Annotated in this window: 22 protein-coding genes and 1 tRNA gene; 11 read left to right on the top strand and 12 right to left on the bottom strand. The window is 67.9% G+C overall.

The genetic code is table 11. From position 1 onward, the window contains the following. Positions 1-44: 44 nt before the first annotated feature. The 6 genes from tolB (at position 45) to AC1DCJ_RS10640 (ending at position 4,536) form a co-directional block, all read left to right on the top strand. A complete protein-coding gene (tolB, locus tag AC1DCJ_RS10665; RefSeq protein ID WP_313245224.1) occupies positions 45-1,364 on the top strand; it encodes a Tol-Pal system beta propeller repeat protein TolB in 1,320 nt (439 codons plus the stop codon). 65 nt (positions 1,365-1,429) lie between these two features. Then, positions 1,430-1,948: a peptidoglycan-associated lipoprotein Pal gene (gene pal / locus AC1DCJ_RS10660; protein WP_038686727.1), complete on the top strand. Its 519-nt coding sequence runs from the start codon at positions 1,430-1,432 to the stop codon at positions 1,946-1,948. Between the two features lie 3 nt (positions 1,949-1,951). After that, positions 1,952-2,761 (top strand): tol-pal system protein YbgF, encoded by an 810-nt coding sequence (gene ybgF / locus AC1DCJ_RS10655; protein ID WP_181394053.1) that lies wholly within the window; start codon positions 1,952-1,954, stop codon positions 2,759-2,761. A gap of 135 nt (positions 2,762-2,896) precedes the next feature. Next, positions 2,897-3,595 (top strand): 7-carboxy-7-deazaguanine synthase QueE, encoded by a 699-nt coding sequence (queE, locus tag AC1DCJ_RS10650; protein WP_478070912.1) that lies wholly within the window; start codon positions 2,897-2,899, stop codon positions 3,593-3,595. Positions 3,596-3,720: 125 nt separating this feature from the next. Beyond that, positions 3,721-4,386, top strand: a complete 666-nt coding sequence (gene queC / locus AC1DCJ_RS10645) for a 7-cyano-7-deazaguanine synthase QueC (protein ID WP_137190115.1) — start codon at positions 3,721-3,723, stop codon at positions 4,384-4,386. 74 nt (positions 4,387-4,460) lie between these two features. Next, positions 4,461-4,536, top strand: a tRNA-Lys gene (locus AC1DCJ_RS10640). Between the two features lie 99 nt (positions 4,537-4,635). On the opposite strand, the gene AC1DCJ_RS10635 is transcribed toward AC1DCJ_RS10640, so the two are convergent. Together AC1DCJ_RS10635 and AC1DCJ_RS10630 are read right to left on the bottom strand one after the other, a co-directional pair. Continuing rightward, positions 4,636-4,959 (bottom strand): 3-hydroxydecyl-ACP dehydratase, encoded by a 324-nt coding sequence (locus AC1DCJ_RS10635; RefSeq protein ID WP_141057546.1) that lies wholly within the window; start codon positions 4,957-4,959, stop codon positions 4,636-4,638. Positions 4,960-5,014: 55 nt separating this feature from the next. Further along, a complete protein-coding gene (locus AC1DCJ_RS10630; RefSeq protein ID WP_478070911.1) occupies positions 5,015-5,860 on the bottom strand; it encodes a hypothetical protein in 846 nt (281 codons plus the stop codon). Positions 5,861-6,027: 167 nt separating this feature from the next. Between AC1DCJ_RS10630 and AC1DCJ_RS10625 the strand changes: the two genes are divergently transcribed. Together AC1DCJ_RS10625 and AC1DCJ_RS10620 are read left to right on the top strand one after the other, a co-directional pair. Continuing rightward, a complete protein-coding gene (locus tag AC1DCJ_RS10625; RefSeq protein WP_478070910.1) occupies positions 6,028-6,552 on the top strand; it encodes a hypothetical protein in 525 nt (174 codons plus the stop codon). A gap of 121 nt (positions 6,553-6,673) precedes the next feature. Continuing rightward, complete coding sequence (locus AC1DCJ_RS10620; protein WP_141057549.1) at positions 6,674-7,564, top strand: NAD-dependent epimerase/dehydratase family protein; 891 nt, start codon at positions 6,674-6,676, stop codon at positions 7,562-7,564. Between the two features lie 10 nt (positions 7,565-7,574). Here the strand turns inward: AC1DCJ_RS10620 and AC1DCJ_RS10615 are convergent, their stop codons facing one another. After that, the gene (locus tag AC1DCJ_RS10615) at positions 7,575-9,053 is read right to left on the bottom strand and encodes a S41 family peptidase (protein ID WP_478070909.1); all 1,479 of its coding nucleotides are present in this window, start codon (positions 9,051-9,053) and stop codon (positions 7,575-7,577) included. Positions 9,054-9,233: 180 nt separating this feature from the next. Here AC1DCJ_RS10615 and AC1DCJ_RS10610 point away from each other — a divergent pair, with 180 nt between their 5' ends. After that, a complete protein-coding gene (locus AC1DCJ_RS10610) occupies positions 9,234-9,710 on the top strand; it encodes a ferritin family protein (protein WP_478070908.1) in 477 nt (158 codons plus the stop codon). Between the two features lie 83 nt (positions 9,711-9,793). On the opposite strand, the gene AC1DCJ_RS10605 is transcribed toward AC1DCJ_RS10610, so the two are convergent. Then, entirely contained in the window at positions 9,794-9,949 is a 156-nt protein-coding gene (locus AC1DCJ_RS10605) for a hypothetical protein (RefSeq protein ID WP_478070907.1), read from the bottom strand. A 225-nt stretch (positions 9,950-10,174) separates the two neighbouring features. Between AC1DCJ_RS10605 and AC1DCJ_RS10600 the strand changes: the two genes are divergently transcribed. Further along, the gene (locus tag AC1DCJ_RS10600) at positions 10,175-10,843 is read left to right on the top strand and encodes an MliC family protein (RefSeq protein WP_141057552.1); all 669 of its coding nucleotides are present in this window, start codon (positions 10,175-10,177) and stop codon (positions 10,841-10,843) included. A 10-nt stretch (positions 10,844-10,853) separates the two neighbouring features. On the opposite strand, the gene AC1DCJ_RS10595 is transcribed toward AC1DCJ_RS10600, so the two are convergent. From AC1DCJ_RS10595 to AC1DCJ_RS10585, 3 genes are all read right to left on the bottom strand, one after another. Continuing rightward, positions 10,854-11,516, bottom strand: coding sequence for a DUF3011 domain-containing protein (locus AC1DCJ_RS10595; protein WP_478070906.1), 663 nt, complete (start codon positions 11,514-11,516; stop codon positions 10,854-10,856). Between the two features lie 114 nt (positions 11,517-11,630). Further along, the gene (locus AC1DCJ_RS10590; RefSeq protein WP_038686749.1) at positions 11,631-12,032 is read right to left on the bottom strand and encodes a response regulator; all 402 of its coding nucleotides are present in this window, start codon (positions 12,030-12,032) and stop codon (positions 11,631-11,633) included. 75 nt (positions 12,033-12,107) lie between these two features. Then, complete coding sequence (locus AC1DCJ_RS10585; RefSeq protein WP_478070905.1) at positions 12,108-12,878, bottom strand: lysostaphin resistance A-like protein; 771 nt, start codon at positions 12,876-12,878, stop codon at positions 12,108-12,110. 154 nt (positions 12,879-13,032) lie between these two features. Between AC1DCJ_RS10585 and AC1DCJ_RS10580 the strand changes: the two genes are divergently transcribed. Next, entirely contained in the window at positions 13,033-13,326 is a 294-nt protein-coding gene (locus AC1DCJ_RS10580; RefSeq protein WP_038686751.1) for a TFIIB-type zinc ribbon-containing protein, read from the top strand. Positions 13,327-13,348: 22 nt separating this feature from the next. Here the strand turns inward: AC1DCJ_RS10580 and AC1DCJ_RS10575 are convergent, their stop codons facing one another. The 5 genes from AC1DCJ_RS10575 to recQ all read right to left on the bottom strand — a co-directional run bounded on the left by AC1DCJ_RS10575 (position 13,349) and on the right by recQ (position 19,375). Further along, positions 13,349-13,861 (bottom strand): GNAT family N-acetyltransferase, encoded by a 513-nt coding sequence (locus AC1DCJ_RS10575; protein WP_141057555.1) that lies wholly within the window; start codon positions 13,859-13,861, stop codon positions 13,349-13,351. Between the two features lie 274 nt (positions 13,862-14,135). Then, positions 14,136-15,182: a copper resistance protein B gene (locus tag AC1DCJ_RS10570; protein WP_478070904.1), complete on the bottom strand. Its 1,047-nt coding sequence runs from the start codon at positions 15,180-15,182 to the stop codon at positions 14,136-14,138. Continuing rightward, positions 15,179-16,978, bottom strand: a complete 1,800-nt coding sequence (locus AC1DCJ_RS10565) for a copper resistance system multicopper oxidase (RefSeq protein WP_478070903.1) — start codon at positions 16,976-16,978, stop codon at positions 15,179-15,181. Before AC1DCJ_RS10565 ends, AC1DCJ_RS10570 begins: the two co-directional genes overlap by 4 nt. A 104-nt stretch (positions 16,979-17,082) precedes the next feature. Further along, complete coding sequence (locus AC1DCJ_RS10560; protein ID WP_478070902.1) at positions 17,083-17,478, bottom strand: CopL family metal-binding regulatory protein; 396 nt, start codon at positions 17,476-17,478, stop codon at positions 17,083-17,085. Between the two features lie 94 nt (positions 17,479-17,572). Then, positions 17,573-19,375 carry a DNA helicase RecQ gene (recQ, locus tag AC1DCJ_RS10555; RefSeq protein ID WP_141057559.1) on the bottom strand — a complete coding sequence of 601 codons (1,803 nt, stop codon included), beginning with the start codon at positions 19,373-19,375 and terminating at the stop codon, positions 17,573-17,575. Between the last annotated feature and the right edge of the window lie 243 nt (positions 19,376-19,618).

Genomic DNA, 19,618 nt, shown 5'->3' with positions numbered 1-19,618 from the left:
ATCCTGCTATCCCTCGTTCCGGTTTTCCTTCCCTTGAGTGGTCCATGAAGAAAATGCCTCGTTGGCTTGCCGTTGTTGCGGCCCTGTTGTTGCCCTTTGCTGCCTTGGCGCAGCAGAAGGGGCTGGATATCGACATCATCGGCGGCAATGCGTCCGCAACCCCGATCACCGTGGTCCCGATGCCCTACCAGGGCTCGGCCGGTGCACCGCAGACCGACGTCGCCGCCGTGGTACGCGCCGACCTGGAGCGCTCGGGCCAGTTCCGCACCCTGCCGGAAGCGCAGATCGTGGAAAAGCCGACCCGGGGCAGCGAGATCCAGTTCGCCACCTGGCGCGCGCTGAAGCAGAACTACATCGTGGTGGGCCGGGTCATGGACGCCGGTGCCGGCGCCTACCGGGTCGAGTACGAACTGTATGACGTGCCCAAGGGCGAGCGCCTGCTGGGCCTGGCGATGACCGCCCGTGGCAATGCCATGCGCGACGTCGCCCACCAGATGGCCGACGCCATCTACGAAAAGATCACCGGCGTCCGCGGCGCCTTCTGGACCCGCATCGCCTATGTCACCGCCAGCGGCAAGGGCGATGCCATGCGCTATGCGCTGATGGTGGCCGATTCGGACGGCTTCAACCCGCAGACCATCGTGCGCTCGGCCGAGCCGCTGCTGTCTCCGTCGTGGAGCCCGGATGGCAACCGCCTGGCCTACGTCAGCTTCGAGCGGGGCAATTCGGCGATCTACATCCAGAACATCTCCACCGGCGCCCGCGAACTGGTCACCAGCTTCCGCGGCATCAACAGCGCCCCGTCGTTCTCCCCGGATGGCCGCCGCCTGGCCCTGTCGCTGTCGCGCAGCGGCAACCCGGAGATCTACGTGATGGACCTGGGCAGCAAGCAGCTGACCCAGCTGACCAATCACTTCGCCATCGACACCGAGCCGACCTGGAGCGCCGACGGCGCCAACGTCTACTTCACCTCCGACCGTGGCGGCCGCCCGCAGATCTACCAGGTGCCCTCCAGTGGCGGCAGCGCCTCGCGCGTGACCTTCCAGGGCAACTACAACGCCACGCCGAGCCTGTCCTTCGACGGCAAGAAGCTGGTGGTGGCCCAGGGCAGCGGCAATACCTACAAGATCGCGATGATGGACAGCAGCCTGGGTTCGGCACGCTGGAGCACGCTGTCCCCGGGGTCGCTGGATGAGTCGCCGAGCTTTGCGCCCAACGCGAGCATGGTGCTGTACGCCGCCCGTGAGGGTGGACGCGGCGTGTTGTACGCCGTCTCGGCCGATGCGCGCGTGCGCCAGCGGCTGGTTTTGGCCGACGGTGACGTCCGTGAGCCTTCTTGGTCGCCTTACCGTACAAAGCGCTAACAGAGTGTTAAGATTTCCACCGTATTCATCCCACATCCGGCTTTAGGAGCCTCAAAGGTATCGCCATGAACAAGACCACCCGCGTTCTGCTTGTCTCCCTGTTGTCCGTGGCCGCCCTGGCCGGTTGCTCCAAGAAGGTGAAGGAACAGCCGGCAGCCCCGGTTGATACCGGCTCCTCGACCACCACCCCGAGCGGTCCGTCGACCTCCGGCCTGTACGGCCCGGGCGACCTGGACACCGATTCCTGCCTGCGCCAGCGCGTGGTGTACTTCGACCTGGACAAGGAAGAAGTGAAGCCGGAATTCCAGGCCATCATGGCCTGCCACGCCAAGTACCTGCGTGACCGTCCGTCCTCGCGCATCACCCTGCAGGGCCACACCGACGAGCGCGGTTCGCGCGCGTACAACCAGGCCCTGGGCGAGCGTCGTGGCAACGGCGTCAACTCCGCTCTGCAGGCCAACGGTGGCTCGGCTTCGCAGCTGACCGTCGTGTCCTACGGCGAAGAGCGTCCGGTCTGCACCGAGTCGGGCGAGTCCTGCTGGTCGCAGAACCGTCGCGTCGAGATCGTGTACACGGCTCAGTAATAGATGCGCTTTCGATTTCTATCGATGATCGTTGCGGCAGCCCTCGTGGCTGCCGCACCGGCCAATGCGCAGCGCCAGAGCCTGGCCGACCGCGTTGGCGCGCTTGAGCAGCAGGCCCAGAACAACCAGTCCAACATGGACATGCTCAACCAGCTCACCCAGCTTCGCACCCAGGTGCAGGCCCTGCAGTCGCAGGTGGAGCAGTTGCAGCATGACAACGAGCAGCTGAAGCAGACCGCCAAGGACCAGTACCTGGACCTGGACAGCCGCTTGAACCGACTGGAAGGTGGCGCTCCGCTGCTGCCTGCCGCACCCGCCGCGAGCGCACCTGCGCCCGCCGCTGCAGCACCGAAACCGGCAACGGCCGCTTCCGAGCGGCCGCCCTCCGTGCATGGCGATGCCGGCAGCCTGGCTGCCAGTGGTGAGGAGCGTACGGCTTACAACGTCGCCTTCAATTCGCTCAAGGCCGGCAAGTACGATGACTCGGCGCAGCTGTTCCTGAGCTTCCTGGAGTTGTACCCCAACGGCGTCTACGCCCCCAATGCGCTGTACTGGCTGGGCGAGAGTTACTACGCAACCCGAAATTTCCCGCTGGCTGAGGCGCAGTTCCGCGACCTCATCTCGCGCTACCCGACCCACGACAAGGCGTCGGGCGGCCTGCTCAAGATCGGCCTCTCGCAGTATGGCGAAGGCAAGGTCGACCAGGCCCAGGCAACCCTGGAACAGGTGGTGTCCACCTATCCCGGCAGCGATGCCGCGCGTACCGCGCAGGACCGCCTGCAGTCGATCCGGCTGGGCCAGCAGATCCGCTGAACCGCCGTCCGGGCACCGCCAAGGCCGCCCCGCTATAATGACCCCTCGTAGAGCCGGGCTCTGCCCGGCTGCATGAACCGCCGGGCACGTCCGGCTGTTGTCGTTTCCGATGCCGCATTCCCAAGAATCACCGCCATGACCGTTTCCCTGTCCGCCGCCGCCGCGCTCCCCAGCGAGATCGTGCAGTCGCCCCTCCCGCGCCTGAAGATCACCGAGATCTTCACCTCGCTGCAGGGCGAAGCCGATACCGCCGGCTGGCCGACCGTGTTCGTGCGCCTGACCGGCTGCCCGCTGCGCTGCACCTACTGCGACACCGCTTACGCCTTCCATGGCGGCACCTGGTGGGATATCGATGCGATCGTGGCCGAGGTGCTGGCCCAGGGCGTGCACCACGTCTGCGTGACCGGCGGCGAGCCGCTGGCGCAGAAGCGCTGCCTGGTGCTGCTGGAAAAGCTGTGCGACGCAGGCCTGGACGTGTCGCTGGAAACCTCCGGCGCGCTGGACGTCAGCGCGGTCGACCCGCGCGTATCGCGCGTGGTGGACCTGAAGACCCCCGGCTCCGGTGAAATGGCCCGCAACCGGCTGGAGAACCTGCCGTTGCTGACCCGCCGCGACCAGATCAAGTTCGTGCTGTGCAGCCGCGAGGACTACGAATGGGCGCGCGGCATGGTCGCCGAGCACCGCCTCAACGCGCGCAGCATGGTGCTGTTTTCGCCCAGCAAGGACCAGGTGAGCCCGCGCCAGCTGGCCGACTGGATCGTCGAAGACCGCCTGCCGGTGCGCTTCCAGATGCAGCTGCACAAGCTGCTCTGGAACGACGAACCCGGCCGCTGAGTTCGGCTACCAAGCGGCCGCGGTCCATGCCTGCCTGACGACCGCTCGCCACGCCTCATTTTCCAGTTTTCATCCCGGCGCGGGACAGCGTGCTGGCTCCCGCAACCCACCGGAAACACCCCCTCATGAAAAAAGCAGTCGTCCTCCTGTCCGGCGGCATGGACTCCGCCGCCGTCATCGCCATCGCCCAGGAACAGGGCTTCGCCGTGCATGCGCTCAGCGTGCGCTATGGCCAGCGCCACACCTCTGAACTGGACGCGGCCGCCGCGGTCGCCCAGGCGCTGGGCGTGGTGGCGCACAAGACCGTCAACGTGGATCTGCGCAGCATCGGCGGCTCGGCCCTGACCGATGACATCGACGTACCCGAGGCGGGCGGGGAGGGCATTCCGGTCACCTACGTGCCGGCGCGCAACACCATCATGCTGTCGGTCGCACTGGGCTGGGCTGAAGTGCTGGGCGCCAGCGACATCTTCTGCGGCGTCAACGCCGTGGACTACTCCGGCTACCCCGATTGCCGCCCCGAGTTCATTGCCGCCTTCCAGGCCCTGGCCAACCTGGCCACCAAGGCCGGCGTGGAAGGCGCGGGCATCCAGGTGCACGCGCCGCTGCAGTTCCTGAGCAAGGCCGACATCGTGCGTGAAGGCGTCCGCCTGGGCGTGGACTTCGGCCTGACCGTGTCCTGCTACAACGCCGACGACAGCGGCGCGGCCTGCGGCCACTGCGATGCCTGCCGCCTGCGCGCGCAGGGCTTCACCGATGCCGGCGTGGCAGACCCGACCCGGTACGCCTGAGCGATAAGTGGTTTCGCCTGAGCGCCTTGTGGGTTAGAATGCGCACCCCCGGCAGCGATGCCGGGGCATGCAATGGGCCGTTAGCTCAGTTGGTAGAGCAGAAGACTTTTAATCTTTTGGTCGATGGTTCGAATCCATCACGGCCCACCATCGAATCAGGCACTTAGGCTCAGCCCAAGTGCCTTTTTTGTGCCCGGAAGAGACCCAGCACGCTGCACACCCATCGGAGTGCGGCCGGTGATGTCGCTACTACCAGTTGGATGGCACACCGTCCTCATCGATGACGGCAATGCGGGTGTGGCGCCGGATCCATTCCAGCAGCAAGGCAAGGTCACGCTCGATACTCGCCGGGTGTGCGCTGATTTCCAGCAGGATGCGCTCCTCGTCAAGGAACACCCGCGCGTCGTAACACCAGTCGCCCGTGTTCCTCGGCTCGCGCCCGATCAGCCGGAATTCCCGCTGCCCGACACGCTCGGAGAACGTCACAAGTTGGGCAAGGGTGCAGGTCAGCGCGTCGCGATGCGTTGCGTACCAAGCGGCGTCATCGAACGTGACACTGAACTCCGCTGACATCATCGTGCTCCACTGGACGGGAGGGTAATCGCGCGGCGCGCGCGCCGCCACTGGGTCAGGAGGCGCACAGCGTCCCGCACCCGTCGTCGCTGAACGCCACAATCGCCTGTTGCAGCAGTGCAGCGTCCGCTGCATCCATCCGCTCCCGCGCGTCACTCAAGGCGTCGCTCACCGCTGGGCGCTGCGCTGGCTGCAACATGCGCGCGTAGGGCGCAGCGGTCTCTGCCAACGCGCGCACCAAGGACCGCTTCAGCGCGCTCCCCGCAGGCTGCGCGCGCATTGCCTCCAGGATCTCCAGGTACTGGCGTTGTGCGTTACGGCGCAGCGTGTCGGTACCGCCGGGTCCCAATTCGGCCCGTTGCTCGGGCGTGGCAACGCTGAGCCAGTGGTCCAGCAGCGGTTGAATCCGCGCACCGCAGCGCAGCAGGTACGGCAGCAGCAGGCCCAACTGAGGCTGGAACCGGTCTGCGTTACGGCGGTCAAGGCTGGCTTTCTCGCCGGGGTGAACGAGCACGGCGGCGGGCATCGCGGCCATCCCAAACTGCATCAGCTGGGTGGAGACGGTTTTACCGTATTGGCACGCGTTGACCAGCAGGCCAAGATCAGCGGGCGCGTAGTCCGGCGCCAGGATCTCATGGGCGTTGGTGATGGCCGCCAGCAACTGCATGGCACGTGCACTGTCCATCTGCGTCGGTGCGTTGGCAGCCTCTGCCGCCTGGACCAGGTCCAGGTAGTCACGCACGGCCTCGTACTGCGTCATGAACTGTGGCGGTATGTCCTCGGCCATGGCGGGCGTGGCGGCCAGCAGTGCAAGCAGGGCTGCGCCCAGCGGCAACGCCCTCCGTGCACGTGCACGTCCTGCCCATCGTCGGGCGAATGAAAGAGGGGAGGTGCGGCTCATCCGTGGCGAGCTCCTTGGATCGATTTCGCATGCAGGGTAGGTGAGCCGGGCGCATGCCGGCAAGCAAGCGTGCAACGTAGTGCGCGTTGACGTACGGTGCCAGCTGGAACGCACCCCGCAACCCTCCCTTGCCGCAGCGACACGAACACCCTGCCCAGGACGACGCAATGAACCGTGTGCATGTTTCCCTGCTGTTGATCGGTGTGCTGGTGCCGGGCTTGGCAAGCTGCGCCTCGCCCGCCGGCCGGTATCAGCAGGCGCTGGTCAGGGAACAGCAGGGCGTTCCCTGTTTTGGCGTGCCGGCAATCCGCACGGGCGATGCGCCTGCGAAGATCACCGGGGTGTCGGTGATGGAGGTCGGTTCGGGCGGTGCGGCGATCTGGGAACGTGATTTCCTGCGGGATGGCCAGGCCGAACCCACGCTCGCCCCGGATCAATGCCTGCGCTACGGCGACGGGGGTACGTCGCCACCGCCGCGCCTGCAGCCTGGCAAGCGGTACCAGGTGGAAATGTGGGGCAGCGCACCGGCACAGCGCGGGGCGCCCCAGTCGCGCTGGTTCAACGGCTACTTCTGCGTAGTTGAGGCAGGCGGAGTACCGAAGATCAACGCGGTCCAGCAGGGAAAGGACGGCGCGCTGCGTTGGGACACCTGCGGGTCCACTGCACAGCCGGTAGGCCAGGCCGGGCGCTGAGCGCGCGCAGGTCGCAACGATTCCGACGCCTGGCCGGCCGCAGCCGTGGACGCCCGGGCGCCGACTCTGGCTACAATCAAACCATCCCGGTAGCTCCCGGGCGCTGACCAAGTGCCACACAGTGAAGATTCTCCTGACAGGAAGTTCAGGCCGGGTGGGGCGCGCGATCTTCGGCGCGCTGTCCGCACGGCACGAGGTGGTCGGGGTGGACCGCAGCCCCTTCAACACCACCCGGCACGTGGCCGACATCACCGATATGCGCACGCTGCGCACGGCGCTGGTGGGCGTGGATGCAGTGATCCACTGCGCAGCGCTGCACGCCCCGCACGTGGGGCTGATGCCCGACAGCGAGTTCCATCGCATCAATGTCGAAGGCACCCGCACCCTGGCGATGCTGGCCCGCGATGCCGGGGTGTCGCGCTTCGTGTTTACCAGTACCACCGCGCTGTACGGCCATGCGATCGTGCCGGGCCGCTGCACGTGGATCGACGAGCGCACCCCGCCGCAACCGCGCACGGTCTACCACCGGTCAAAGCTGGCGGCCGAGCACTGGCTGGAGGAGGCCGCCAGCCCCGCGTTCCAGGTGCGGGTGATCCGGATGTCGCGGTGCTTCCCGGAAACCGCCCAGCGCATGCTGCTGTATCGCCTGCACCGTGGCATCGACGTGCGCGATGTGGCCGATGCGCATGCGGCCGCCCTGCGCAACACCGGGCCGATGTTCCAGCGTTACATCGCCAGCGGCGCCACGCCGTTCGGCCCGGAAGACTGCGAACGGCTGGTCAGTGAGCCGCGCGCGGTGCTGGCGCGGCGTTGCCCGCAGTGGCTGGCCGAGTACGACCGCCGCGGCTGGGCGCTGCCGGTGATCGACCGCATCCACGACGCTACTGCGGCCAGCATCGGCCTGGGCTGGCGCAGCCAGCGCGGGCCGGAAGCGGTGCTGGCGCAACTGGCCGAGCACTCCATCGAAGTGCTGCCGCATCCGATGCGCAACGCAGACTGCACGGTGGACTAGCCGCCGCGGGTCAGTGCCGGGCCAGGTCCACGCCCACCGCATCCAGCACCCGCTGCGCGCGGGCGCGGGCCGATTCATTGGCGCGCGTGTCGATGGGCAGGTCCGGCGCAATGCCGGCCACTTCGTCGCTGCCATCGGCGCGCAGGCGCACGCAGTTCGGGATGCGCATCCGCAGCTGCGAGTGCGGCAAGGTGCGCGGTGGCGGTGGACTCATGAAGCCGCAGCCATAGCCGCCGGTGGTGCTTCCGACCACGCGTGCGATGCGGTTGTCCTGCAGCCGTGCGGCGAACATTTCCGCCGAGGAGGCGGTCTTCGCATCGGTGAGCACGTACACCGGCCCGGGCCAGGCGGCCCAGTGCCGGCGCAGGTCCTGCGCCCAGTCCAGGCGGTGGGCAATCAGGAAATCGGGGATCGCGTCCACCGCCGGGGTGGCAAGGGGGCCGCCCGAGCTGCCGGCGGCGACCAGGTGCCGGCAGGGCAGCGCCTGCCAGTCGCGCGGTGACTGCCACACCCACGCCATGTCGCAGGGCGGTGCCTGCGTGGCGCGCAGGGACGCGGCGAAGCGGTCGCGCTGCTGGACCAGCAGCGGGCGTGCAGTGGCGTCGGGATGATGGTGGCGCAGGGCATCGTCGATGCGCTCGTACTGTTCCTGCAGGTAGTCGCGGCCGGCCGCCGACTGGCTGACCCACAGCGGTGCCGACTGCACCGGCGCGCCACTGAACAGGCGCGCGAGCGTGTCGCCGCTGTCGTCGCCGCCCGGGTTGGTGCCCACATCCACCAGCACTGCATCCACGCCCTGCTGCTGGAAGCGCCGCAGCGTCGCGGCGATCTCGGCCACCCACGCGTCATTCAACGTGGCCCGCATGTCGTTCACCGCGTCGGCATGCCGCAGTTGACCCCACAGGCGGTGGCACAGGCCGGGGTAACGCAGCGCATCGAATTCATGCAGGCGCAGCAGGCCCAGGCGGTGGCCATCGGCCAGCGCGATCACCCCGCTGCGCAGCGCCGGGTCAGCCCCAGCGGCTGTGGCGCGGTAGCCGGGGAGGGCCTGCAGCGGCACGCTGTAGTCGTGCCGGCCTTCGTCCAGCACGCCCAGCGCCGCGCAGCCGGTGGACGCATCCAGCGTGCGCGGGTCCACCGCGGCAGGGGCAGGAGAGGACGTGCCGGCTACCTGCCGATCCAGCAGTTTCAGGTGGCCATCGTGAAACCCGGCCAGGAACGTGCGCAGTGCCTGCTCCGCCTGCGCATCGCTGCTGGCGGTGGTGATGGCCTGCTGCGCATCGCGTTCGAGCGCGGGCAGGTCCACGCCGCTCTGCGCGGAGGCCACCCAGGCGAGGTGCGCATAGTCGTCCTGCAGGGTCTGCTTCACTACCGCCAGATCGCCGCGCCAGGCGTCGCGATCAATACCGGGCGCTGCGTGGCTGGCAAACGCCATCGACAGCGCCACGGTCATCAGTGCCCGTGCTTTCGGTATGCGTCCTGCCGACATCGTCATGCTCCCTGCCAAGGCGCTGCGTGCGCCTGCGAACCCCGATCCTAGCCAACCCGGCCCGGTGGCGAAAGCGCGCAGGGGGCGCGGCATAACATCGGCCTCACATCACCGTTCCGCTGCCGGGCGCAGGTTGGAGGCGATGGAAAAGCTGGGGCCGTACTCCAGCGGAGCCGTGTGATGTCGACGCACACCGTGAGCCGCCAACATTACATCCGCCTGCTCAACCGCATCATCGCGGTGGCGCACGATGGCCACGCCCTGCATGCCCGTGCCGTGGCCCGGACCCAGCGCGACGATGCCCCCTTGTGCGCGGTGATGATGCGCATGGCTGGCTCAAGCGCGGCCATCATCGACACGCTTGGCAGGCACGTCCGCCAGGCCGGAGGGCGACCCGCACGGCATGGCACCGTGCTCGGTGACGTGCGCGCAGGCTTCGGCTGGTTGGGCACGGTGCTGGGAGATGCCGGCATTCAGTACGTCAGCCAAGGGCAAGCGTCGCGGGCCAGGCTGATCCGCGTCCTGCAGGCTGCGTTGCACGAAAAAACACTGCCGGGTGATGTACGGCAGGCGCTGGAAGCGATGGAACGTCATGCGCAGCACGACTGGCAGCAACTGCATGGTCGGCTGAACGGTCTTCGCGCGCGCCAGGTGTAGCGCTGCTCCCCAGAAGGTGCCGGGAAGAATCACCGGCAGCATGAGGCTGCGCGTAGCGCGCAGCCCCACTATATGCGCCGCGGTTACTTCTGCTGCGGGTTCTTCGGGGCGTCTTTGTTGCCCTGTTCCTGCTTCTGCTGCTTGGCCAACGTGTCCTTGCGCTCCTGCTCCTTCTGCTGGTCGGTCTGCGCGGCGGCATTTTTCTGGACGTTGTTTTCGTTGTTCTGCATGGTGGACATTGCGGTACTCCAGGACGACGTGATGTCGTGCGATCCACACTGGACGGTGTGCTGTTACGCAGCGGTCGCACTCGCATGAGGGTAGGGTCAGGGTGGCCGTGAGCATTGCCTGGCGTTCATGCGCGGCGCCGTGTTCATGTCCACGAGCGCTCTGTTTGTGCACACCCAACACGCGGCGACGGGCGCACAATAGCGCGTCTTTTGCTGACTGTTGTTGGAGGTGCCATGAACCGATTCGTCCTGCTGGGTGTGGGGGCGCTTGCGCTCGCGGCCTGTTCCAAGCCGGCCCCGTCCGATACCGCCGCGCCGGCGCAACCGCCCGCTGCCGCTACACCTGCCCCGACCCCAAGCGCGCCGGCCGCCGCGACCGATGCCACGTTGCAGCCGCCTTCGTTCGATTGCGCCAAGGCGCAGTCCGAGTCGGAAAAACTGGTGTGCGGTGACGCCCGCCTGGCCGCGCTCGACCGTCAGCTGGCCGCGCTTTACAAGCGCGTGCAGACCAGCCCGGATGAACTGGATATCGCCGCCGAGCAACGGGGCTGGGTCAAAGGGCGTGACGCCTGCTGGCAGGCGGTCGACCGACACCGGTGCCTGATCGAGTCCTACCAGACCCGTATCGTCGAACTGAACATCGGCAGTGGCGGCGTGCCCGCGCCCACGCCGGTGCACTACCAGTGCGACGATGCCAGCAAGCCGGTCAGCGTGGTGTTCTACAACGAACTGGACCCGCAGGCTGCGGTGGTGAGTCTGGGCAAGGACCAGGCCATCGTGTTCCCGGCCCAGGCCGCCAGCGGCAGCCGCTACACCCGCGAAGGCGTGGAGTTCTGGGAACACCAGGGCGAGGCAACGCTGGACTTCTACGGCACCACGCTGAGCTGCAAGGCCGCCGGTTGAACCCGGTGCGCTACCGCACCCGGCGGTAGCGCACTTCGTTCTGGCGGTCGCCCACTTCGGTGGTGACAAAGCCGTCCCGGCTCTGGTTGATGTCGAACACACTGCTGCCCACGTTGAGCTGGCCGCCGTTGACCCAACCGCTGAGGTTCTGCCCGCGCGCCTGGGCGGACATGCGCCCATCGCTGTCGATGCGCATGCGGATGTCGGCGCCGTAGATGGGGTTGTAGCCTTCGAACTCGCCCACCATCCAGCCCGGCACATAGGAGCTGTGGCGCGGCCCCTGGTGGGTGTCGTCGTCGTAGCGGTCGTCCTGCTTGTTGGCGTTGTGCACCAGCGCACCAAGGATGGCCGCGCCGATCAGCACACCGGCGGCCACCTTGGCGTCGTGGTTGTCGCCATGGTCGTCGTCGCGCGAACCGCCGTCGTGTACGCGGAAGGTGGCGCGGCACCCGTCATCCACCCACACCTGGCGGCGGTCGTAGTCCCAGCTTCGGCCTTGGCGGCAATCGGACCCGGACAAGGTGCGCTCCAGGCTGACGTAGCCGGCGCGGGGCAGCGTGCACGACTGGTAGCGGTTGTTGCGGCTTTCGCAGGTCACCACATCATCGGCGCGCGCGTCGGCCATCGACGCGGCAAACAACAGCGGAGCGGTCAGCAACAGGCGGATCTGCATGGTGTCGGTTCCGGTGGCAGGGAAGCTGTGCACCGCTGGCCCGGGCGGGCGCGACAGCGGGCTGTCGAGCCGGACGATGACAGTTGCCGATGAAAACCGGATGAAGACCGCCGATCAGGCGGCCTGGCCGACGTCCTGCTGCTGGAAGCAGGCACGGATGGCGTCCAGCAGTTCGCTCATCGAGTACGGCTTGGGCAGGAAGTGGATGCCCGGGCGCAGCTGCGGCAGTACGTCGGACGGTTCCAGTCCCGACGTCACCAGCACCGGCAGGCTGGGCTGGTACTGCTTGATGCGGTGCGCCGCTTCGATGCCGCTCACCCCGCCCAGGCACACATCGGTGAAGACCAGGTCGAACCGTTCGCCGGCCTGCAGCAGGCCGAGCGCGGCTTCTGCCGAACTCACGGCGGCAACATCACAGGCCTGGCTTTCCAGCACCATGCGGCTGAGTTCGCGGGTTTCTTCGGTGTCTTCGATCAACAACACGCGCGGTGCAACGTGGCGCTTGGACAGCAACATGACGCAAGGTTCCCTGGCAGTGGTTCGGAATGGCGCGCAAGTATGCGGCGGCACCGGGTGAGGGGATCGTGCACGTCAGGCGCGGCGGTATTCCCTGCGTTGCCGCCACCGCCGCAGCGCCAGCAGGCCCAGCACCGCCAGCAGCGCGGCGGACAGCCGCAAGCTGTTGCCCTGCCAGCCGATCGCCGTGGTTTCGCTGACCTGCATGACGTTCCAGGCCATGTTCAAGGAGACATGCAGCACCACCGCGCTCCATACGGTATCGCGGTCCAGGCTGCACAACGCGGCGAACACCAGGCCCCCAATGGACGTCATCGCCAGCACCTGCAGCGCGACGCCACCACCGCCGCCGAACGACCACCAGTGGATCGCACCGAACACCGCCGCCTGCAGCAGCGCCGCCGGCCACCAGGGCCAGCGCAACTGGCGGTGCACGAAGATGAAGCCGACGCCGCGGAAGATCACTTCTTCGGCAAGCGGAAACAGCACCGCCAGCATCAGCAGCGACAGCCAGGTCCAGTCCGTGCCGACACCGCCCAGCCACCACAGCCCGAACCAGCACGGCAGGGTTGCCAGCAGCACCACCGCCGGGCCCTGCCAGCCACTGCCGGCCAGCCCCACGGCGCGTACCAGCGCGTGCCCGGGACGCAGCAGCCAGGCGGCCACCGCCAGCGCCAGCAGCACGCCCAGTCCGTTGTCGACCACCGCGCCCCCGAACGGCATCGGCAGGCCCGGCACTGTCCATCCAGCCCATGCGGCGATGTCGCGCAGGTTGATCGAGGCCACCAAGGTGATGACGATCAGGCTGACGGTCAGCCAGCGGGGGCGCGATGGGCGGGTGTGCATGGCCGATATCCCTGGCGTGAGGTGCGCACAGTGTCGGCAGGTCAGGCCGGTGCCGCCATGGGGCATAGGTCAGGGGGACCTCGGTCATGCGCACGTTGCGCGGCGCTCAGGCACGGCAGGGTAGAGTCGGGGTTTGAACCATGGAGCCGCGACGATGCAATGCCCCGTATGCAAGACCCAGGCGCTGGTGATGTCCGAGCGCCAGGGCATCGAGATCGACTACTGCCCGCAGTGCCGCGGCGTGTGGCTGGATCGCGGTGAACTGGACAAGATCATCGAGCGCTCGACCGATGCCGCCGCGCCGGTGCGTGCCGCTACGCCGCCACCGCCGCCGCAGGCCGTGCAGCATCGCGATACCCGCCACCTGGGCCAGCAGCAGTACGGCGACCAGCACGGCTACCGCAAGAAGAAGAAAGAAGGCTTCCTGTCGGACCTGTTCGATTTCTGAGCCGGGTGCCGGCCCTGTCTGATCAGGGCCGGCGCAGGATGAATTCCAGGTCACGGCTGTCGCCCACCACGAAGTGGTAGGTGCCGACCTGGACGCAGCCGTAGCGCGCATAGAAGCGCTGCGCGCCGAGGTTCTCCGACCACACGCCCACCCACAGGGTGCGGCGTGCGGGGTGATCCAGCCACTGCAGGAACGCCTCCATCAGGCGTGCACCGTGACCACCGGACTGGTGGCTGGCCAGCACATACAAACGCTTGAGTTCGACATCGCCGTCGACGGCATCGGCGTGCGCCAGGGTATTCGCACCGGCGGCCAGATAGCCCACCGCGCGCCCGTCCTCTTCCAGCAGCCATACCACACTGCGCGGATCCTCCAGTTCGCGCCGCTGCGGCGCGGGGCTGTAGTGCTCCTCCAGGAACGCGTACAGGTCCTGCGGCGGGTAGGAATCGCCGAAGGTTTCGGTGTAGGTGGCGATGGCGATCGCCGACACAGCCTGTGCATCGGCCGGGGTAGCGCGACGGATCTGCAGGGACATGGCAGGGGGTGCACGGAAGGGGGTGGCAGCGTACGCCATCCGGGGCGTCCCCGACAAAACCGGGGCGAGGATGGCGGAACCCTGGCCCCCGCGCATCACATCACTATCCGGGAGCGCCGCTGAGCACGGCACCCGGGTGTCGGGCAGGGTGCGCTGCTGTACGCGCGCGCCCTGTGACGCCCCGTTCGGGCCCGTCGGATCCGGCTTGCACCATCCCTGTTGTGTTGTCCCGGGCGCATGCCGCGCCCGGGACTTTTTTACGCAGGCCTTGGCCTCAGAACCAGACGCGTACGCCGGCCACCCAGCGGGTATCGCGCGCACGCTCGCCGGCGGCTTGGTGGTAATCGGCGGTATCCCCGAACAGGCGTTCATGGCTGATGCCGATGTACGGCGCGAAACGCCGGTTGAACTCGTAGCGCAGGCGCAGCCCGGCTTCGACCTTGTTCAAGCCGCTGCCAGTGCCGTGGCGCGGGTCGTCCTTGGCCGCGAGCGTGGCCTCCAGCAACGGCTGCAGGATCAGGCGGTTGGTCAACAGCAGTTCGTACTCGATCTCGGCGCTGGCCATCACCTGGCCCCCTTCGCCCACATAGGCGGTGGCCGAGGTCTCGAACTTGTATGGCGCCAGGCCCTGGATGCCCAGCGCCGCCCAGGTGCGCGAATCGCCGGGGCCAAGGTCCTGTTTGACGCCCACCAGCACATCCCACCACGGTGAGACGCTGCGCCCGTACAGCACTTCGACATCGGCCGCTTCCGTACGCCCGCCGCTGCGCTCGCCTTCGCTGCGCACCCACACCCGGTGGATGTTGCCGCCGACCCAGCCGCTGGCTTCCCACGCCTGGCCGTTGCCGTGCTGGCCATCCCACTGCTCCAGGCGGTTGACCAGCAGCATGCTGTGGATTTCCGGCGCGTGTTCCATCGCACCGTGTTCGATCGGCGGGAACGCGGCGAGGCGGTCGGCGGCGGTGACGGCGGGAATCGGCTCGCGCGGTTCGCTCGGCGCGGCCGTCTTGTGCGCGGCGTGGTCCATGCTGCCGTGGTCCATTTTCGAATGGTCCATCTGGCTGTGATCCATGCTGCCGTGATCCACTTTCGAATGGTCCATCTGGCTGTGATCCATGCTGCCGTGATCCATTTTCGAATGGTCCATCTGGCTATGGTCCATGCTGCCGTGGTCGACCGGCGGATCCGCCGGCATTTCTTTGGTGGCCGCGGGTGCAGCGGCGGTGCCGTGCGCATGCGACTGCGCCCAGGCCGGGGTGGTCAGCGCGATCAGCAGCGCGGCGGTGAGCAGGCGGCGGGTTGGCGTGGGGAAGCGGCTCATTCTTCGATCCTCACTTCGCGCATCATGCCCGCTTCCATGTGGTACAGCAGGTGGCAGTGGTAGGCCCAGCGGCCCAGTGCGTCGGCACGCACGCGGTAGGTGCGGCGGGTGCCCGGGGGCATGTCGATGGTGTGCTTGCGCAGGTGGAACTGGCCGTCGGCATTTTCCAGGTCGCTCCACACCCCGTGCAGATGGATCGGGTGCTGCATCATGGTGTCGTTGACCAGCACGATGCGCATGCGCTCGCCGTAGTTCAGGCGCAGCGGCTCGGCGCTGGCGAACGGGATGCCGTCGAACGACCAGCTGAATTTCTCCATGTGGCCGGTCAGGTGCAGCTCCACCTCGCGGCTGGGTTCGCGGCCGTCCGGGTCGTCGAACAGGCTGCGCATCGCGCCGTAGGTGAGCACGGTGCGGCCGTTGTCGCGCAGGCCGATGCCGGGGTCATCCAGCTTGGGCTCGGTGGCCATGCTCTGCATGTCGATCAACGGGTTGCCTTTCTCGCTGGCCGGATGGCGCGGGGCCTTGTCGCTGCCGCCGTGTGCGGCATGCCCCATGCTGGCACCGCAGCCGCCTTCCATGCCCTTCATGTCGTGGCCCATGCCGGCCATGTCATGGCCCATCCTGCCCATGTCATGGCCCATGTCGCCCATGGTCAGCAGCGGTCGCGGATCGCGGGCGGGAATGGGCGCCTGCAGGCCGTGCCGCACCGCCAGGGTGCCGGCAGCGAAGCCGGTGCGGCCCATGTCCTGGCAGAAAATGGTGAATGCGTCCTGGCCGCTGGGCTCCACGATCACATCGAAGGTTTCCGCCGGCGCAATGCGGAATTCGTCGATGCTGACCGGATGGATGTACTGCCCATCGGCCGCCACCACGGTCATCTTCAGACCGGGGATGCGCACGTCGAAATAGGTCATCGAACCGCCGTTGATGAAGCGCAGCAGCACCTTCTCGCCGCTGCGGAACAGCCCGGTCCAGTTGCCGGCGGGCGCGGTGCCGTTGAGCAGGTAGGTGTAGGTGTGCGCGTTGATGTCGGAGATGTCGGTGGGGGTCATCCGCATCCGGCCCCACATGCCGCGGTCGGCGGTGGCCGCGCCCCAGCCGTCACGGCGCACGTCGCGCAGGAAATCGGGCAGGGTGCGCTTGTAGTAGTTGTCGAACTCGGCCAGCTTTTTCATGCGCCGGAACAGGGCGCCCGGGTCCATGTCGGTCCAGTCCGACAGCATGATCACGTGCTCGCGGTCGAAGCGGTACGGGGCCGGCTGCAACGGATCGATGATCAGCGCGCCGTACAGACCAGCCTGTTCCTGGAACATCGAATGGCTGTGGTACCAGTAGGTGCCGGACTGTTTGAGGGTGAAACGGTACTGGTAGGCCTCGCCCGGGGCGATGCCGTTGAAGCTCAGGCCCGGCACGCCGTCCATGTTGGCCGGCAGCAGGATGCCGTGCCAGTGGATCGAGGTGGGGTGTGCCTGCAGGCGGTTGGCCACGCGCACGCTGACGGTGTCGCCTTCGCGCCAGCGCAGGATCGGGGCGGGCAGGCTGCCGTTGACGGTGATCGCCGGGCGGGTGCGGCCGGTGAAGTTGGCCAGCGATTCGCCGATGCTCAACTGGACGTCGGGCCCGCTGAGCACCTTGGGGGCGGTGGCCACGACCGGCCCGGCAGCAGCGAAAGCGCGGGCGGGCAGGCCGCTGGCCACCAGGCCGGCGACCACGCCACCGGCGGCAGCGCCCTGCACGAACAGGCGGCGCGACGGCATGGGCGGGGCGCCCGGGCCGGGGGGAGGGGAAAAGGACATTGCAACTCCGAATCAAATTCGAAAGGCACGCAGGTGCCATCAAGACGCGTACGCACGGGGGCGCACGGCATCGCTTCGCACAGGCGCTCGCAGTGAGCGCAGGCTCAGCCGATCGGAGGGCGGGTGATGCGGTCCAGGGGCGGCATCGGCAACGCCGCGCGGGTGTGGCCCAGGGGCGCCAGCGCGGGCGGCGGCGGGCTGGGCAGCCACGCGACGGACACGGTCAGGCTGGGCTGCTGCGCACAGCTGCGCAGGCAGTCCTTGATCTTGCAGTGGTCGCCATCGTGCGGCGCCTGCGTGCCAGCGGTGTCGGCAGCGGCGTGGTCGTGATGGGCGGGCATGGCAGGGGCCGGAGCATCGCCGTGGCAGGGCGATGCGGGCTCGACGCTGGTGGCGTGGGCCATGGCCAGGGTCATCGGGCCGGCCATGGCGGCGTTCAGCCCGTTGAGCAACAGGCTGAGCATCAGTACCACGCGCAGGAGCAGGCCACCGGGGGTCATGGGCGTCACCCTAGCGCCAAACCGGGGCGTGCGCACCTGTGGCTGAACGCGGCGTTCAACTCTGGAGGCGTATCCGTGCGGGCGCAGGTGGGCATCAGCCTTCCTCGCGGACGATCTCGACCAGGCGCTCGCCGTAGCGGGCGAGCTTGGTGCCGCCGATGCCGCCGACCTTGCCGAGCGCGTCGATGCTGGTAGGGCGCTGTTCGGCGATGTTGCGCAGGGTGCTGTCGTGGAAGATCACAAACGCCGGTACGTTCTGTTCCTTGGCCAGTTCGGCGCGCAGGCTGCGCAGCGCGTTGAACAGGACCAGGTCTTCGGGCAGCACGGACAGGCCGGTACGCTGGCCGCTGCGGTCGCGCTCGCGGGTCTTGGGGCTTTCACGGCGCATCATGACCTTGCGCTGGCCCTTGAGGACCTCGCGGCTGCCGTCGGTGAGGCGCAGGCCGCCGTAGGCCTCGGTGTCCACTTCGAGCAGGCTGGCGGCCACCAGTTGGCGGAACACGCTGCGCCAGGTGCGGGCGTCGAGGTCCTTGCCGATGCCGTAGGTGCTCAGTTCGCTGTGGCCGAACTGGCGGATCTTGTCGTTCTCGCCGCCGCGCAGGATGTCGATCAGGTGGCCCACGCCGAAGCGCTGGCCGCTGCGGTAGACGCAGCTGAGCGCTTTCTGGGCGGCCACGCTGGCGTCCCAGGCGTCGGGGGGCACCAGGCAGTTGTCGCAGTTGCCGCAGGGCTGGGGGTAGGTTTCGCCGAACCCGGCCAGCAGCACCTGGCGCCGGCACTGCATGGATTCGCAGTAGCCGAGCAAGTGGTCGAGCTTGTTGCGTTCGAGGCTTTTGCGTTCTTCGCCGGCCTCGGACTGTTCGATCATCTGCTTGAGCAGCACCACGTCGCCCAGGCCGTAGCAGAGCCAGGCTTCGGCGGGTTCGCCGTCGCGGCCGGCACGGCCGGTTTCCTGGTAATACCCTTCCATGGACTTGGGCAGGTCGGTGTGGGCGACGAAGCGGACGTCGGGTTTGTCGATGCCCATGCCGAAGGCGATGGTGGCGCACATGACGATGCCATCCTCGCGCAGGAAGCGGCGCTGGTTGGCGGCGCGCACTTCAGCGGGCAGGCCGGCGTGGTAGGGCAGGGCGTTGAGGCCTTCCTTGCAGAGGAATTCGGCGGTTTCCTCGACCTTGCGCCGCGACATGCAGTAGACGATGCCGGCTTCCTGGCGGTGGACTTTGAGGAAGTCGAGCAGCTGGCGCTTGGCGTTGTCTTTCTGGACGACGGTGTAGCGGATGTTGGGCCGGTCGAAGGAGCTGACGAAGTGCTGGGCGCCGGTGAGGTCGAGGCGTTCGGCGATTTCGCGCTGGGTGGGCGGGTCGGCGGTGGCGGTGAGGGCGATGCGCGGGACGTCGGGCCAGCGTTCATGCAGGACGGTAAGCTGGCGATACTCGGGCCGGAAGTCGTGGCCCCACTGGGAGACGCAGTGTGCTTCGTCGATGGCGAACAGGGCGATGCGGCTGCGCGAGAGCAGGGACAGGAAGCGGCCGGTGAGCAGGCGCTCGGGGGCGACATAGAGCATGTCGAGCTCGCCGGCGAGCAGTTCGCGTTCGACCCGGGCGGCGGTGTCGCCATCGAGGGTGGAATTGAGGAATTCGGCGCGCACGCCGAGCTGGCGCAGGGCTTCGACCTGGTCCTGCATGAGGGCGATGAGCGGGGAGATGACGATGCCGGTACCCTCGCGGAGGAGGGAAGGCACCTGGTAGCACAGCGACTTGCCGCCGCCGGTGGGCATCAATACGAGGGCGTCATTGCCGGCAGCGACATGTTCAACGATCGCCTGCTGCGGACCGCGGAAATCGTCGTAACCAAAAATGCGGCTGAGCAGGTCGTGCGCGGGGCTGGAAGGCATCGGACTAGTTTACCCCGCCACGCGGGCCGGCCGTGTCCTCCAACAGCGGATCAGTGGGTAGGGGCTTGCCCACTGGCCTCCCCAAGCCGAATCTCAAGCCAGAGCCAGAGCCAGAGCCGGAGCCGGAGCCGGAGCCGAAGCCCATGGTTTCACTGCCGATGGTTGGCGCGGGGTGGGTGGGTTGGCGGGACACGCCGTAAATCCATCCCTGGAGGCTCGTGGGCGCCATCCATGGCGCCCAAC

It is taken from the genome of Stenotrophomonas sp. 10N36 (assembly GCF_056395005.1).
This window is presented reverse-complemented; position numbering and strand designations above follow the sequence as displayed.